At 70.2% G+C, this 14,369-nt stretch carries 14 protein-coding genes; 6 read left to right on the top strand and 8 right to left on the bottom strand.

Annotated elements, in window-relative coordinates; genetic code table 11:
* Positions 1 to 28: 28 nt before the first annotated feature.
* Genes AB0N02_RS15270 through AB0N02_RS15255 form a run of 4 tightly spaced genes read right to left on the bottom strand, consistent with a single transcriptional unit; the run spans position 29 to position 2,677 of the window.
* Positions 29 to 1,039, bottom strand: coding sequence for a SpoIIE family protein phosphatase (locus tag AB0N02_RS15270; protein ID WP_363946154.1), 1,011 nt, complete (start codon positions 1,037 to 1,039; stop codon positions 29 to 31).
* Complete coding sequence (locus tag AB0N02_RS15265) at positions 1,027 to 1,428, bottom strand: anti-sigma regulatory factor (RefSeq protein WP_363946152.1); 402 nt, start codon at positions 1,426 to 1,428, stop codon at positions 1,027 to 1,029. Before AB0N02_RS15265 ends, AB0N02_RS15270 begins: the two co-directional genes overlap by 13 nt.
* Positions 1,425 to 1,805 (bottom strand): STAS domain-containing protein, encoded by a 381-nt coding sequence (locus AB0N02_RS15260; RefSeq protein WP_363946150.1) that lies wholly within the window; start codon positions 1,803 to 1,805, stop codon positions 1,425 to 1,427. Before AB0N02_RS15260 ends, AB0N02_RS15265 begins: the two co-directional genes overlap by 4 nt.
* A complete protein-coding gene (locus AB0N02_RS15255; protein ID WP_363946148.1) occupies positions 1,805 to 2,677 on the bottom strand; it encodes an STAS domain-containing protein in 873 nt (290 codons plus the stop codon). Before AB0N02_RS15255 ends, AB0N02_RS15260 begins: the two co-directional genes overlap by 1 nt.
* A 759-nt stretch (positions 2,678 to 3,436) precedes the next feature.
* On the opposite strand from AB0N02_RS15255, the gene hutI reads away from it, so the two are divergent.
* The 4 genes from hutI (at position 3,437) to AB0N02_RS15235 (ending at position 7,297) form a co-directional block, all read left to right on the top strand.
* Positions 3,437 to 4,639, top strand: coding sequence for an imidazolonepropionase (hutI, locus tag AB0N02_RS15250; RefSeq protein WP_363946146.1), 1,203 nt, complete (start codon positions 3,437 to 3,439; stop codon positions 4,637 to 4,639).
* A gap of 62 nt (positions 4,640 to 4,701) precedes the next feature.
* Entirely contained in the window at positions 4,702 to 5,157 is a 456-nt protein-coding gene (locus tag AB0N02_RS15245; protein ID WP_363946144.1) for a helix-turn-helix domain-containing protein, read from the top strand.
* 393 nt (positions 5,158 to 5,550) lie between these two features.
* Positions 5,551 to 5,841 carry a hypothetical protein gene (locus AB0N02_RS15240; RefSeq protein WP_363946142.1) on the top strand — a complete coding sequence of 97 codons (291 nt, stop codon included), beginning with the start codon at positions 5,551 to 5,553 and terminating at the stop codon, positions 5,839 to 5,841.
* 988 nt (positions 5,842 to 6,829) lie between these two features.
* On the top strand, positions 6,830 to 7,297 hold the full coding sequence (locus AB0N02_RS15235) for a ComEA family DNA-binding protein (RefSeq protein ID WP_363946140.1): 468 nt from the start codon (positions 6,830 to 6,832) through the stop codon (positions 7,295 to 7,297).
* A gap of 199 nt (positions 7,298 to 7,496) precedes the next feature.
* Here the strand turns inward: AB0N02_RS15235 and AB0N02_RS15230 are convergent, their stop codons facing one another.
* Both AB0N02_RS15230 and AB0N02_RS15225 read right to left on the bottom strand, forming a co-directional pair.
* Complete coding sequence (locus AB0N02_RS15230; protein ID WP_363946138.1) at positions 7,497 to 7,697, bottom strand: hypothetical protein; 201 nt, start codon at positions 7,695 to 7,697, stop codon at positions 7,497 to 7,499.
* A 111-nt stretch (positions 7,698 to 7,808) separates the two neighbouring features.
* Positions 7,809 to 8,168: a hypothetical protein gene (locus tag AB0N02_RS15225; protein WP_363946136.1), complete on the bottom strand. Its 360-nt coding sequence runs from the start codon at positions 8,166 to 8,168 to the stop codon at positions 7,809 to 7,811.
* Between AB0N02_RS15225 and AB0N02_RS15220 the strand changes: the two genes are divergently transcribed.
* A complete protein-coding gene (locus tag AB0N02_RS15220) occupies positions 8,155 to 10,050 on the top strand; it encodes a ComEC/Rec2 family competence protein (RefSeq protein WP_363946134.1) in 1,896 nt (631 codons plus the stop codon). The two genes, AB0N02_RS15225 and AB0N02_RS15220, sit on opposite strands and share 14 nt — an antisense overlap.
* Positions 10,051 to 10,258: 208 nt before the next feature.
* The gene (locus AB0N02_RS15215) at positions 10,259 to 11,950 is read left to right on the top strand and encodes an SMI1/KNR4 family protein (protein WP_363946132.1); all 1,692 of its coding nucleotides are present in this window, start codon (positions 10,259 to 10,261) and stop codon (positions 11,948 to 11,950) included.
* A 145-nt stretch (positions 11,951 to 12,095) separates the two neighbouring features.
* Here the strand turns inward: AB0N02_RS15215 and AB0N02_RS15210 are convergent, their stop codons facing one another.
* Both AB0N02_RS15210 and AB0N02_RS15205 read right to left on the bottom strand, forming a co-directional pair.
* Positions 12,096 to 13,292, bottom strand: a complete 1,197-nt coding sequence (locus AB0N02_RS15210; RefSeq protein WP_363946130.1) for a low temperature requirement protein A — start codon at positions 13,290 to 13,292, stop codon at positions 12,096 to 12,098.
* 891 nt (positions 13,293 to 14,183) lie between these two features.
* A complete protein-coding gene (locus AB0N02_RS15205; RefSeq protein WP_363946128.1) occupies positions 14,184 to 14,348 on the bottom strand; it encodes a hypothetical protein in 165 nt (54 codons plus the stop codon).
* Between the last annotated feature and the right edge of the window lie 21 nt (positions 14,349 to 14,369).

Raw genomic sequence — 14,369 nt, 5'->3', positions numbered from 1 at the left:
CCGCGATCGGTGTGGCCGTTCTCGTGTTTCATGCGTCCGGCCTCACGACGAGGACGCAGGCGTCGTCCCTGCGGGTGCCCGCCTCCCGCAGCAGCGTGGTGGCGATGACGGAGGGGGTACGGGTGAGGAGGCCGGGATAGGCGTTGACGTCCCAGCGCTCGGACAGCCCGTCGGAGTGGAGCACGATCACGCTGTGCGGCGGCACGGCGTACTCGTACTGGCGCAGGGTCCTGGCCTGGTGGCCCGCTATGCCGGGCACCGAGATCATCCCCTGCCTGCCGGTCTGGTCGGTGATCCACGCCGAGACGTTGCCGAGGCCCGCGAAGCTCACCGTGCCCGCCGTCCGGTCGACCCGTGTCACGGCGACCGCACCGCCCCTGGTCTGGCCGAGCCCCGTGTGAATCCGCTCCAGGAGGCGGACCGGCGGGAGATCGGCGTGCTCCAGGAACAGCCGTACCGCCTCCTGCGAGGCGTGGGCCGCCGCGCTGCCGTGCCCGAGCCCGTCGCAGAGCACGAAGGTCACCGTGGTGCCGGCGTCGACCGCCGCGAACGCGTCGCCGCAGACACGTTCCTCGCCGATCGGGCGCGTCACGCCGCTCACCCGGCACCGAGGCCGGGGGGCGTCACGCGCGGTGAAGTACATGCCGAGCACCGTGCCCCGGCCGGGCATGGAGTGAACCTCGTATCCGCTGGCCATCCGCGCGATGCCGCCCAGGCCGATGCCGAGGGTCCCCGCCGTGGAGTAGCCGTCGCGCAGCGCGCGCGAGACGTCGCGCATGCCCGGCCCCCGGTCGACGGCGATGACCTCGATCGCCGACGCCAGCTCCGGATGGGGGCGGATCAGCATGCTCCCCTCGGTCGCGTGCTTGACGAGGTTGGAGGCGGCCTCGCTCACCGCGACCGCCACCCGCCCCGTGTCCTCCTCGTCGAACCCCCGGCTCTCGGCGAGCACGACGGCGGTACGGCGCAGCGAGCCGATCGCGCTCGCGTCCTCGGCCCTCACCCACGTGTCGTTCTGGGAGCCGATCACCTCGCCCATTTCGTCACCGTGATCAGTGTTCCCTCTCCCGGGGCCGACTTCAGGTCGAACTCGTCGACCAGCCGCCGGGAGCCGCTGAGCCCGAGACCGAGGCCGCCGCCGGTGGTCCATCCGTCGGTGAGCGCCTGCTCGATGTCGGGGATGCCGGGACCGTCGTCGCTGAAGGTCAGGCGCAGCCCCTTGCGCACGCCGTTGTGCACGATCTCTATGCGGACCTGCCCGCCGCCCGCGTAGACCAGCGCGTTGCGGGCCAGCTCGCTGGCCGCGGTCACGACCTTGGTCTGGTCGACGAGGGAGAGGCCCACGTCAACGGCGACGGTCCTGACGTGCTGGCGGACCAGGACGACGTCGCTGTTGCCGCTGATGGGTACCTCGGCCGGGGTGGTCACCGGCCGGCCACGGTGATCTGCGAACCCTCGAGGTGGTTCAGCAGCGCCACGCCCTTTTCGAGGTTGAGCGCGGTACGCACGCCGCCGAGGGAGAGACCGAGCTCCACGAGGGTGATCGCCACGGCGGGCCGCATGCCGACGACCACCGTCTCGGCGTCGAGCATCCGGGAGATCGCCGCGATGGTGGCCAGCATGCGGCCGATGAACGAGTCGACGATCTCGACCGCGGTGATGTCGATGATCACACCTCGCGCGCCCGTCGCGACCACCCGGTCCGCCAGGTCCTCCTGGAGCGCGAGGACGCTCTGGTCCTGGAGGTCGATCTGGATGGAGACGATAAGGATGTCTCCGAGCTTGAGGATGGGGACACGGTCCATCAGCCCTCCTCGGTCCTCACGGCGACATGGGTCTTCCTGCTGACGAACTCGACGCCGCTCTTCCGCAGCGCGTGCGCGAGGGCGTCGGCGAGGGACGCCTTGGTCACGATGTCGCCGAACTCGATGCCGAGGGTGACGATGGTGTGGGCGATCTGCGGGCGGATGCCGGAGATCACACACTCCGCGCCCATCAGCCGCGCCGCGACCACGGTCTTGAGCAGGTGCTGGGCGACCTGGGTGTCCACCGCCGGCACGCCGGTGATGTCGATGACCGCGTGCTCGGAACCGGTGTCCACCAGCGTCTGCAGCAGCTTCTCCATCACCACCTGGGTCCTGGCCGAGTCGAGCGTGCCGACCAGCGGCACCGCGACGATGCCCTCCCAGAGCTTGACCACCGGGGTGGACAGCTCCAGGAGCTGCTCCGCCTGGTCGATGATCACTTTCTCCCTCGCGGCCGCGTAGTTCTCGATGGTCAGCAGTCCCAGATCATCGATGACCTGAGAGAACCAGATGAAACCTCGCAGGGACTCCGGGGAGCCGTCGGTTTCGACGCTCTCGTAGAGCGCCTCCTTCAGCCCGAACACCACGATGGCGGTCTCGGAGGGCGTGAATCCCTGACGGGCGCGGTTGCGGGAGAGTTCGGCGAGCAGCCCGCGCAGGTCGCTGGAGTCCTCGTCTCCTCCGAGCGACCGCCGGAGCGCCTGGTAGATCTCCCGGAGCTGACCGGTCAGGCTGGCGCGGTCGACGGTGCCGCTCGAGGGGGATCCGGCTATCTCCAGCCAACGTTTGAAGACGCGATCCTCGTTCTCCTGGAGGAGCTCTTCGATACGACGCCGACCGGCGTCTGCGGAGACGGACAAGGTGACTCCCATACGTGCGGCTGAGGTTGGCCCGCACGAAAGGCTACAGGGTATGTCCTGCTTGGAGCCTGTTTCGAGAGTGCGTGACGGGTGTCACCCGGCAGGGGGAAACCCCTATTGCGAAGGGGTTGTGAATACGCGCGCTCACCCAAAGGGCCTTTCGCCCGTCCTGGAAGGTGGGGGAAATCACCGTCTTCGGACGTGCGGTCCGTGATCTGCCCCATTCGTTTATCAGCCTATGGTGATCACGTGTCGCGTTTCAATCGAAGGGCTTGCGGTGACGGGGATCCGTGGGATGCACTGAGGGTTCGGGAAAACCGTACAAAAGCCCCAAAAGCGACAGTGGTCGGCCGGGGCTTGGATTGCTACCATAAGGCAAATCCAACGAGAAGTTGGGTTACAAGTTGTTCTGGCGACCGTTGTTGCAGGTGAGCAAGAAGTGGCTTGAGCTGTGCAAACGTGCCCAGGTCGCACGAGGCTGTGGAGCCGGTGGGTCAGATGTGGTTACGGCGAAGCGGCGTTCTTCCCAATTAGCCTGTACAGCGAGCTCACTTGTGAAATAACGTAACTGAACTGAAATCGCCTGATCATGATCTCGGCGATACTGTCGCCGCACAACGATATGCGGATGAGAGCAGGAGATCCCCCAATGTCGTCCGGACTCGCAGCGAACCCGGTGGGCGTGGCAGCCCGCGTCGGTCAGGGTGGTTCGCCGTGCCCGGAACCGGTCTCCCTCCCGACATCTTTCCCTGCGTGCAAGGCGGTGATGCGGTGACGGTCCGCCTCCTGACCGGCCGACTCTGGACCGGTAACGACGTATGCAGCAACGCCGCGATCCTGGTGCACAACGACCGGATCGCCTGGGTCGGGCGAGCGGCGGACCTGCCGCAGAGCGTGCCGGGAGTGGTCGACGACATCGTCGACGTCGACCACGTCGAGAACCTCGGTGGCGCGCTGGTCACGCCCGGCCTGATCGACGCCCACACCCATCCGGTCTACGCGGGCAACCGCTACGCCGAGATGGCCATGCGCTCCGGCGGATCGACCCAGTCGGCGATCACCGCCGCCGGTGGCGGCATCGGCTCGACCGTCACGGTGACCCGCGGCACCGATCCGTGGACGCTGTGCAACGGCGTCCGTGAGCGTCTGCGCGAGTGGCTGCTCAGCGGTACCACGACGGTCGAGGCGAAGACCGGCTACCACCTCACGCGCGACGGCGAGCTGGCCGACGTGCGGCTGCTGCGCGAGCTCGAGAAAGAGCCGATGATGCCGCGCGTGCACGTCACCTTCCTCGCCGCGCACGTCGTACCGCCCGAATACTTCGGCCGCCAGCGCGACTACGTCGAGGCCGTCGGAGCGTGGTGCGCCGACGCGGCCGCGGCGGGAGCCGACAGCGTCGACGTCTACTGCGACGACGGTCACTTCACCACCGACGAGGCCCGCTGGGTTCTGGCCTCGGGGCGCAACGTCGGCCTGCTGCCGCGTGTGCACGCCGGAGCCAACAGCCGTCGCGGTGCCGTGCAACTCGCCGCCGAACTCGGCTGCGCCTCCGCCGACCTGCTCCACCACACCTCCGACGAGGACATCGCCATCCTGGCCCGCTACGGCGTCCCCGCCGTGGTCTGCCCGGGAACCGCGCTCCAGAGCGGCAGCCTGCCCCAGGTCCGGCGCATGCTCGCCCAGGGGGTCACCGTGGCACTCGGCAGCGACCACAATCCCGGTCACTGCGGGATCACCTCGATGTCCCTGGTCGTCAGCCTCGCGGTGGCCGCCTTCGGCATGAGCGTCGGCGACGCGCTCCGCGCCGCGACGCTCGGTGGCGCCACCGTCCTCGGCGTTCCCGACCGGGGCGTCCTCGCCCCCGGCCGCCTGGCCGACATCGTCCAGTGGGACGCCGACCACGAAGGGGCCTTCGCCTGGGCGTTCGGCCTCAAGCCCCGCCGTGTCTGGCGAGGCGGCACCCCCGTCCAGTAATCCCTCCGGCCACTTCGTCCCGGCGCGTTGGACAGGCAAACGGACTGTCCTACGGTGGACACATGACGACGCGACGTCAATGCTCGGTCGCCGACGCCCTCGGCGTGGTCGGTGAGAAACACTCGTTGCTGGTGCTCCGAGAGGTCTTCTTCGGCGTCCGGCGTTTCGACGCCATGGTCCGTAACATCGGGGCCCCGCGAGACATCCTGGCCGCGCGGCTGCGCCATCTCGTCGAGGCGGGGGTCCTGGAGAAGGTGCCGTACAGCGAGCGACCGCCGCGCTTCGAGTACCACCTCACCGACGCCGGACAGGATCTGCGGCCGGTACTGCTGGCGCTGATGAAATGGGGAGACCGCTACCTGGCGGACCGGCCGCCCATCGTGTGGGAACACTCCTGCGGAGCCGACCTCGATCCCGTCATCGTCTGCCGCGCCTGCGGGCAGGAACCGGCCGCCGGGTCTCTCACCCCCCACTTCAGGGATCCCGGATGGACCCTCGCGGGCCTGCCGGGGGACTGAGGCCCCGAGGCACGATCCCGCCCCGGCGGAACGCACAGGACGGCCCCTCGCGATGGAGGCGGTCCCTCGCGACGGAGACCGGTCCGCCTCCGGGACCCCACGGGAAGCGCGGGGCGACTCCCCCCGGCTCAGAAGAGCCGGCTGGCTCCTGTGCCACGAAGCCCGACGCGCGACGGGAACGGGCATCGCTCACCGAGCAGTGGACACCAAGACCGGCACAAGTCGCCTCCAAAGGGCGCTCGGCAAGCTTCTTCCAGACACCGAGGCAACGATCCTTTGGGAGGAAACATGTCGAGACGGACCCGGACGGTCACATGCTTGGCAGCGGCAGCCGTCATCGCCGGCACGACCGCCATCGGACCCGCCGCTCACGCGGATCTGGAGCCGGGCGAAATGGCAGGACTTTACCTCTATGACGACTCGTGGTTCGAGGGAGAGCGCCGCGTCTACACGTACACGAACGAGAGCATCGGCTTCTCCGACCGGGCGAGCGCGCTCGAGAACAACGACTGGTCCGCGTGGGTCGTCTACGACGACAGGAACTTCCAGGACCGTCGCTACTGCATTCGCGGCTGGGAGACGGTGAACGTCCTTGGAGCGCCGCAGTGGAAGTTCAACGACAAGATCTCATCGGTGAAGCGCCTGAACAGCCGCAGCTGCGCCGGGTACCCGACCTTCTACTAGAGCCCGTACGGAGCCCGGACCTTCGGGCGGGCCCGAGGCCGCGAACCCGCAGGACGGGCTCCTCACGGGCGGAACCGCGGCGTCACCGCGTCCAACCGCCGAGGGTCCGGGATCGGGCCCCGCTCGCCCAAGGGCGGGTGGGGCCCGGGAAACCTCCTCGGTCACGGAAAACGGAGACGTTGTCCACAGCCTGATCGCGGTGCCGCCGAGTTATCCCCAGAGCCGGATTCGGCGGGCGGGAGCGCTGTGACATCGTCATAACGTCCTGGGCGTGCGGACCACAGATCAGGCCACCGAGCGATTCCGAGCCGAGTCACGGCTGCGGCTGCTGACGGCGTTCGACGTTCCGGGCATCTCCTCATCCCCACCACGTCCGGTTCATCCCGACCGTCTCGTCCATCCGGCCGACCCCGGGCTCCTGATCCCCGAGTCCGTTGCGGTGGTTCCAGCCCATCTCGCCGACGCGACCGGCCTCTTCTCTCCCGACAATGGGGACACTCCGCCTTTTCGCGATAACAAGGGTGTTTCGCCCCTTCCTGGCAGCGGGGATGCTTCTCGCCATTCCGTCGGTCCGAGTGTTTCCTCTCACGCCACCGCTCCGGGAAGCCCTGCTCGATCCGCCGGTTCCCCGGCTTCCCCGGGCCGAGGCGCCCGATCCGACCGGGACGTTCACGACGGTCGTCCTCCTCCCGGCGACCTCACGCGGCCCGACGCCCCTTCGAGCCGGATCCGCTCCGTTCCGATTCCGCCCTCCTTCGAGGCTCTCCGTACGGTCGTCGCCGCTCAGGGCCCCGTGCTGGGGTTGAGCCGTTCCGGAGTGCGCGCACTGTTCCTTGTCGCCGTCATCGCGGCCGTCGTGGCGGGTTTCTGTCTCTGGCGGTCCCAGCCGGAGGCCGAACCACTCGCCCCGCCCACGCCGATCTCCGGCCCGCTCCCGCAGGTGCCTTCGGCACCGTCTTCGGCATCGTCTTCGGCACCGTCTTCGGCGTTGTCCTCGGGGCCGTCGCCGAGGCCCGCGGCCGCCGGTGAGGTCGTCCTCGAAGTCACCGTCCACGTCACCGGAAAGGTCCGCCGCCCCGGCGTGGTCACCCTGCCCCACGGTTCCCGCGTCACCGACGCGCTCCGGGCCGCGGGGGGTGTGCGCGAGGGGGCCACGGCGGGCGGCCTCAACCTCGCCCGCAAACTCGTCGACGGTGAGCAGATCGTCGTCGGCGCCCGCGGTCCCATGGCCGGAGCCGCACCCGCCCCCGTCGATCCCGCGACGACCGTCGTCGACCTCAACACCGCCACCCCGCAGCAGCTCGAACAGTTGCCGGGCGTCGGAGAGGTGCTCGCCCGTCGCATCACCGAGTATCGCGACGGTCACGGAGGTTTCCGAAACATCGAGCAACTACGCGAGATCAGCGGCATAGGCGAACGAAAGTACGCCGAGATGAAGGACAGGGTCCGCGTATGATCCGGCGCACGCTCCCGTCGCAGATCCGGCGCCTGCTCCGGTCGCTGATCCGGGAACCTGCCCCGATCAGCGCCACGAGCCGTTCCAGAGGCTCGGGCGCCGGCCGTACCGGCTCCGCGACCGGCGCGGCGCCCGCGGTGCCCGCAGCGCCGGCCCAAGGCGATGGTCACCTCCGGCCGGGCCCGCGTGCGCACGCGCTTCACCTGGTCCTGCCGGCCCTGGCCTCCTGGGGCACCGCTCTTGTCCTGCTGGGATGTCCCTCCTGGGTGGGGGCCTTGGCGGCGGTGATCACCGCAGCAGGTGCTCTCCTCACGGTGGTGGCGACCCGCGCCGAGGGGATGGCGGGCTGGCGAAACGCGGCACTCGCGGTGCTGGTGTGCGTGGCAGCCGTGGCCTGCACGGTGGCCGTTCACGTGCATGTCGCCGGCACCGGTCCGGTGGCCGATCTGGTGGGCGGGCGGGCTTCGGCGGAGATGGAGGCGGTGATAACGGACGACCCTCGAGAGGTGGTTCAGCGCGGTGGGCTCTTCCGGAGAAAGAGCTTCGTGGTCCCCGCACGGATCGAGATGGTCGAGCCGATGACAGGCAAGGAAGGAACCGCGGCGACGAGCACAGGAGCGGGCGTGACGAGCACAGGGGCGGGTGTGGAGACGGGGGCGGAGCCGACGACGGAACCGAGACCGGGTGCTGGGGGATCGGCGGTGGGGCCGGGGCCGAGAGCGGGGGTGGTGGGGTGGGGGTCGGGATCGGGTGCTGTGGGGGCTTCGACGGTGAGGGCGGAGTCGGAGTCGGGATCGGGTTCGGCGGTGGGGCCGGGGAGTCCGGCGGTGGTGGGCAGGGTGGCGGTGCGGGCTCCGGTGGTGCTTCTCACCTCCGGAGAGGAGTGGCGGTCACTGCTCCCCAGCCAGCGGATAGCCGTTCGCGGACGGTTCGGTCCGGCCGATCCGGGAGAACTACTCGCCGGGGTGGTGCTGGTCCGGGGTCCGCCACGAGTCCTGAGCGGGCCGTCATGGGTGCAGCGGGTGGCGGGGATGTTCCGTTCGGGACTGCGCGAGGCGGCGGCCGTGCTGCCACCGGCTCAGCGCGGTCTGTTGCCGGGACTGGTCGTCGGTGACGTGTCCCGCATGGACGAGCAGGTCAGGGCTGATTTCAAACAGGCCGGCCTCAGTCATTTAACCGCGGTTTCCGGTGCGAACCTGGCGATCGTGGCCGGGGCGGCCGTCGCGCTGGCCCGGATCCTGGGGCTGCCCTTGGCGCTCCGGGGCGTGTTGGCGCTGCTCGCGATGCTCTCCTTCGCGATCGTCGCGCGCCCGTCGCCCAGTGTGCTGCGCGCCCTGCTCATGGGAGGCGTCGCCGCCGTGGCGCTCGGCACCGGCCGCTCACGTGACGGGGTCGCGGCCTTGTCGGCGACCGTGCTGGGGCTGGTCCTCTTCGATCCCGCTCTCGCCCGGTCGTACGGCTTCGCCCTGTCGGTCTGCGCCACCGGCGGCATCCTGGTTCTCGCCCCGCGCTGGCGGGATCGGCTCTCGGCACGGCTGCCCCGCTGGGCCGCGGAGGCGATCGCGGTGCCCGCGGCGGCTCAGGTCGCGGTGACCCCCGTGCTGGTCCTGATGGCCGGGCAGCTCGCTCCGGTGGCGATCCCCGCCAACCTGCTCGCGGGCCCCGCCGTCGCGCCCGCCACCCTGCTCGGATTCCTCGGGGCGCTGGTCGCGCCACTGAACATGGAGATCGCGCGTTCGCTGCTCCGTCCGGCGGGTCTCGCCGTCGGCTGGATCATCGAGGTGGCGGAGCGCGCCGCCGAGTTCCCGCTGGCGGTGCTCCCGTGGCCCGGCGGCCTCGCCGGGGTGCTCCTGCTGGTCATGGCCGCTCCGCTCGCCTTTCTAATACTGCGGCACCGGTGGTCGCGGCGGATGGCCGTGGCCGTGCTGGCCGGGGTGACGGTCGTCGTGGTGGTGGCCGGGTCGACCGTGGTCCGCCGGCCTCCGGAAGGCTGGCTGCTGGTCGCGTGCGACGTCGGTCAGGGAGACGGACTGCTGGTCGCCGCGGGGCCCGGTCGCGCCGTGGTGGTGGACACCGGGCCCGATCCGGTGCGGATGGACCGGTGCTTGAAGTCCATGGGGGTCCGGGAAGTGCCGCTGGTGATCCTCACCCATCCGCATTTCGATCATGTCGGGGGCCTCGACGGGGTTCTCCGCGGGCGCGCGGTGGGAGCGGTCGTGGTCACTCCGCGCAGGGTCGCCGAGAGCGAGAGCGTCCGGCTGACCAGCGATCTCGCCCGTCGCGGAATCGCGGAGTGGGCGGCTCAGCCGGGGGCGAGCTGGCGTTTCGGTCCCTCCGAGCTCACGGTCCTCGCGCCGTGGGCCGAGCCGTCCGCGCCAGGTGGGGGCGAGGGCACGGTCGTCAACAACGCGAGTGTCGTGCTCCATGTGCGCTGGGCGGCCGGAACGGCGCTGCTCAGCGGGGACATCGAGACCGAGGCGCAGGCCGAACTGCTCAGACGGGGCATGCCACAGGCGGACATCCTCAAAGTTCCCCATCACGGATCGGCGAGATACGATCCCGCCTTCCTCGCGGCGACCGCCGCCCGCGCCGCACTGATCAGCGTGGGGACGGACAACGACTACGGCCATCCGGCCCCGTCCACCCTGGCCGGGCTACGCCGTCTGGGCATGCGGATCTACCGGACCGACCTCTCGGGCACCCTCGCGGTGATCGCCCATGAGGGAGGACTGGCGGTCGTCTCAAAGAAGTGATCTCCAAAGGCGACGTCCGGGTGGCGTCTGGCCTCCCGTCCGGGGATGTCGCGGGCGACGTCCGGGCTCCTGATCCGGTGGCGTTTCGGGTGGTGTCTGGCCTTTCGGGTTTTCTGCGGGAGGTTTCCGGCTCAGGGGGAAGGCTTTTCGGCTCCGGAAATCGGGGAAGCGGTCTGGGGGTGCCGTTCCGCTCGGTAAGGTGCGGCAAATGATCAAGTTTCGGGTGGCTCGTCCGGTACGGCTGGCCGTCGTGGCGGCGTTGCTGCTGGGAGGAGCCGCCGCCGGAGTGAGCGGCTTCGCCGAGACCATCGGCCGGTCGTCCATGTCGAGTGACTCTTTGATCTTGTCGCTCTGCGACGATCTCGATTCCGAGGACACGCAAGTACAGAGACCCGCCCCCGAGGAGTCACAGACGGCCATCCCCGAGGAGGAAGGGAGCGCGGAATGCGAGCCCGGCGTTCAGGACGACGAGCCGGTCGCCGCGGAGCAACTGTTCAAGGAGATCGAGACACTCGTACCGGCGGCCACCCATGTCGCCCGGACGCCGGATCCCGCGCTCTCCGCCCGGGTCGACCGGGCATGGGAGCGCATCGAACACTGGCTGGGCGCGCACGCGGTCGCCACGCTGCGCAAGCTCGGGCCTCCCGCGCGACCGGAGGACATCGCACAGTGGGAGAACTCCCGGCGACACACGCTGCCCGATGCCCTGTATGCCTCCTATCTGCGCCACAACGGGACCGAGGGACTCGGCACCGCGCTCCGGGTGTCCCCGTCCTACGGCTTTCTCAGCCTGCAGGACACCTACTTCAGCGAAGAAGAGGACGATCCTGGGACGCCCACGATGGAGGAAAGCCCCGAGGCGGCCGACCCCGAACGCGGGAAGCGGCGCGCCGGTCTGCTGGTGATCGGCGGCGGCATGTGGACCGGGAAGGAGCTGTTCGTCGAGCCCCGGACCGGCCGAGTCGGCGAGTGGACCTGGAACGGGAAGATGCGCTACGACGGCCCCATGGACTGGCCGTCCTATCCCGCCCTGCTGGAAGGCCTCGCCGGTTCGCTGGAGAACGGTACGGCACTGCGCGACTGGTACCCCGTCGTCACCTCGGGATGCGAGCTGCGCTGGGCCGAGGAGCCCGCGATCTCATCGCCCGCCCGTTGCGCGGGCAAGGTTCGGCCGAGGCCGGTCCCGACGTCCACCGCCGAGCCGACGCGGGTCTCGACGTCCACCGCCGAGCCGACGCCGGATGACTCCACGCAGGAGCAGCCTCCCCGGGGCGTGTGCAAGCCCGCGCGTCGCACTCCGGTCGTCCACGCCCCGGATCCGGCGGTCACCGCCCAGGTCGACGCCGTCTGGCGGCGCATCGAACGCTGGCTGGCCCGCAGGGCCCCCGCGACCTACAGGCTTCTTCGTGGACCGGCCGATCCTCGGAGCATCGCGAAGGTGGAGGCGGCCATGAGGACGCGCTTCCCCGACGACCTGCGCGCCTCTCTGCTCCGCCACGACGGCGGGGGCTCCTGGGGATTCGGGCCTGCCCCGTTCTACGAGCTCATGTCGGCCGAGGGCATCTACGCGGACTGGAAGATGATGTGCGGCACCTACCTCGGCGAGTACGAGGAACTGGCGGGTCCCTGGTGGAACGGTGACCTGATCGGGTTCGCCGACGCCCACGACGGCGGGAACCTGTTCCTCAACACCCGCACCGGCGAGACCGGCGAGTACTTCGCCGAAGAGGGGCCCACCTTCGAGGGCGACGTCGCCTGGCCCTCCTATCTCATGCTGCTCAGGGTGACGGCCAGGTCCCTGGAGACCGGAAAGCCCATTCGGGGCTGGCGTCCCGTCGTCGTGAAGGGGGAACTGGAGTGGGAGAACGTGGAACGCCCCTTCAGACCGGGAGCCCACTGAGACGGCCGGGGTCCTGTGCCGAGCCGTGCCGCCGCCTGCCTCCCGGTGGCCCTGGACGTCTCCCGGTGGTCTCGGGACCTTTCCGCGGCCCGCCGTACGCCGACCGGCATGCGTCCTTCGGTGACCCGTGGCCGGGACGGGGCGTTCAGGCGACCCGGGAGGAGGCTCTCCGGTGGCCGACGAGCACGGTGAGGGTGACGAGCACGATCAGCAGGAGGGCGATGGCGGGCAGGGGCACCGAGGTGAGAGGAGTGAGGAGCACCAGGAGAGCGATGACCGGGAAGTCGATGTTCGCCATCCGGCCGTGACGGTGCGGCCGTACGTGCACCAGCCAGACACTGAGCAGGAACACCGCGACCGGTACCGCCACGGCCGCTGCCGCGACGAACGGGCCGATGCGGGTATGGCCGGTGTCGTAGTCGATGACGACCGAGAGCCCGGCGCCGATCGCGGCCGCCGAGGAGAAGACGAAGTAGTGGCCGTAGCCCCACGGGAAAGCGGCCCGGTTGGAGGTCAGGATGCGGTGGGCGGGCTGGGCGAAGTAGAGCCACCACATCGAAAAAACGATCACCATGCCACTCAGGGAGGTCGACAGCAGCTCCGCCGTGCCGATTCCCCGCCCCAGGCCCTCCTGGATCGCGACCGTCGAGGCCAGGACGGACTCTCCCAGCACGATGAGGGTGAGCAGGCCGTACCGTTCGGCGATGTGGTGGGGGTGCCAGCTGGTCGGCCGGCCGTGCTCGGCCCACAGCGGAACGAGCAGCTCGGCCACCACCAGGACGAGGAATCCGGCCAGCCCCGCCGAGTGGGGGAGCGCCAGCCGGGCGATCCAGCCGACCTGGACCACCGTGACGCCGATCGCGTACCGCACCGCGCACGCCCGCCCCTCGGGATCCTCCACGGCGGCCCGCAGCCACAGGGCCACCAGCCCCAGCCGCATGATCACGTATCCCAGCGTCACCAGGCCGAAGTCCTCGTGCTCGAAGGCGCGGGGGATCCCGGCCGCCAGGACGAGCACGCCCGCGATCTGGACGAAGACCAGCAGACGGTACAGCACGTCGTCGGTGTCGTAGGCCGAGGCGAACCAGGTGAAGTTCATCCAGGCCCACCAGATGGCGAAGAAGGCCATGGCGTACCCCAGGACACCCGAGGCGAAGTGCGCCGCCGACAGCGCGTGGTGCAGACCGGCCGCCGCCTGGGCGACGGCGACGACGAAACACAGGTCGAACAGCAACTCCAGGGGTGTCGCCACCCGGTGCCCCTCATGGCGGCCGCGGCTCACCATCGTCCTGTGCCAGACCGGTCGCGTGGCCCCTTCGGCGAACGTCGGCGTGTTGTTCATGGGCGCTCCAGACCTCTCGCTTTCCCACGGAGACAAACATCGCACACCGGCCGGGGAAGCCTTCGCATGCGCGGGTGTGACGGGTGTGAGAGGTCCGAGAGGTCCCGTCCCGCGCGCCGCCCGCGGCGGCCCCGGTGCTGGGCACCGCGTGCTGGAGGGCGGTGCTGGGCACCACGTGCTGGAGGGCGGTGTCGGGCTCGCGGTCGGAAGGCGGCGGTGGGCCCGCGGCGGAAGCCCGGAACCGTCGCCCGCGTCTGCCGGAATGCGGACACCGGGCCGTCAGGTGTCCTCACGTGCCTTCACGCCCGTCCGATCGCCGCCGGACCGGCACGCCGACGTGCCGACGACATGGGCGGCATGGGCGGCATGGGCGGCGGAGGCGGGGCAGCGCAGGCGGGGATGGTGGAGGTGGAGGTAGAACGGCGGAGGCGGGAATGTCGGTGTGCTGCCCGAGGGGGCGGCCGGGCCGAGCACCGCTCATCGGCGCCGGTTCGCTCTGTTTCGCCGCTCGCCGTACCGGCGCCTGGGCGTCGCGAACGCGGTGGAGGCGTGGTGGCCGTGCTGTGGATGGAGGTGGAGACGGAGACGTGGTGCGGTGGTTGAGAGGTTCCGGGGCGGGGACGTGGTGCGGTGACTTAGGGGTTCCGGGGCGGGGATGCGGTGTGGTGTTGAGGGGCTCCGGGGCGGGGCGCGGTGTGGTGGCTGAGGGGTTCTAGGGCGGGGACGTGGTGTGGTGGTTGAGAGGTTTCGGGGTGGGGGTGCGGTGTGGTGGTTGGGGGACGCCGGGCGGGCGTCGCCTGCCGGTGCCGGTTCGCTCCGCCTCGCCGCTCGCCGCTCGCCGTGTTGGCGAGCGGACGGTCACGAAGGCGGCGAAGGTGAGCGGTCGCCGTGTTAGACGGAGGCGGGGGTGACGGTCTCGGCCGGGTGGTGGAACTCGGTGTCCACGTCGGCGGCGTAGACGGAACGACCGCAGGGGGCGCAGCGGTACATGATGGGTCCCTCGTCGAGGGCCGTGCCGCAGCGAGGGCAGGTGTGCCGGCAGACGGTGGCGTTCATCGGGTTTTCATCTCCTCTTGT

The organism is Streptosporangium sp. NPDC051022 (assembly GCF_040683035.1).
Taxonomy (GTDB): Bacteria; Actinomycetota; Actinomycetes; order Streptosporangiales; family Streptosporangiaceae; genus Streptosporangium.
This window is presented reverse-complemented; position numbering and strand designations above follow the sequence as displayed.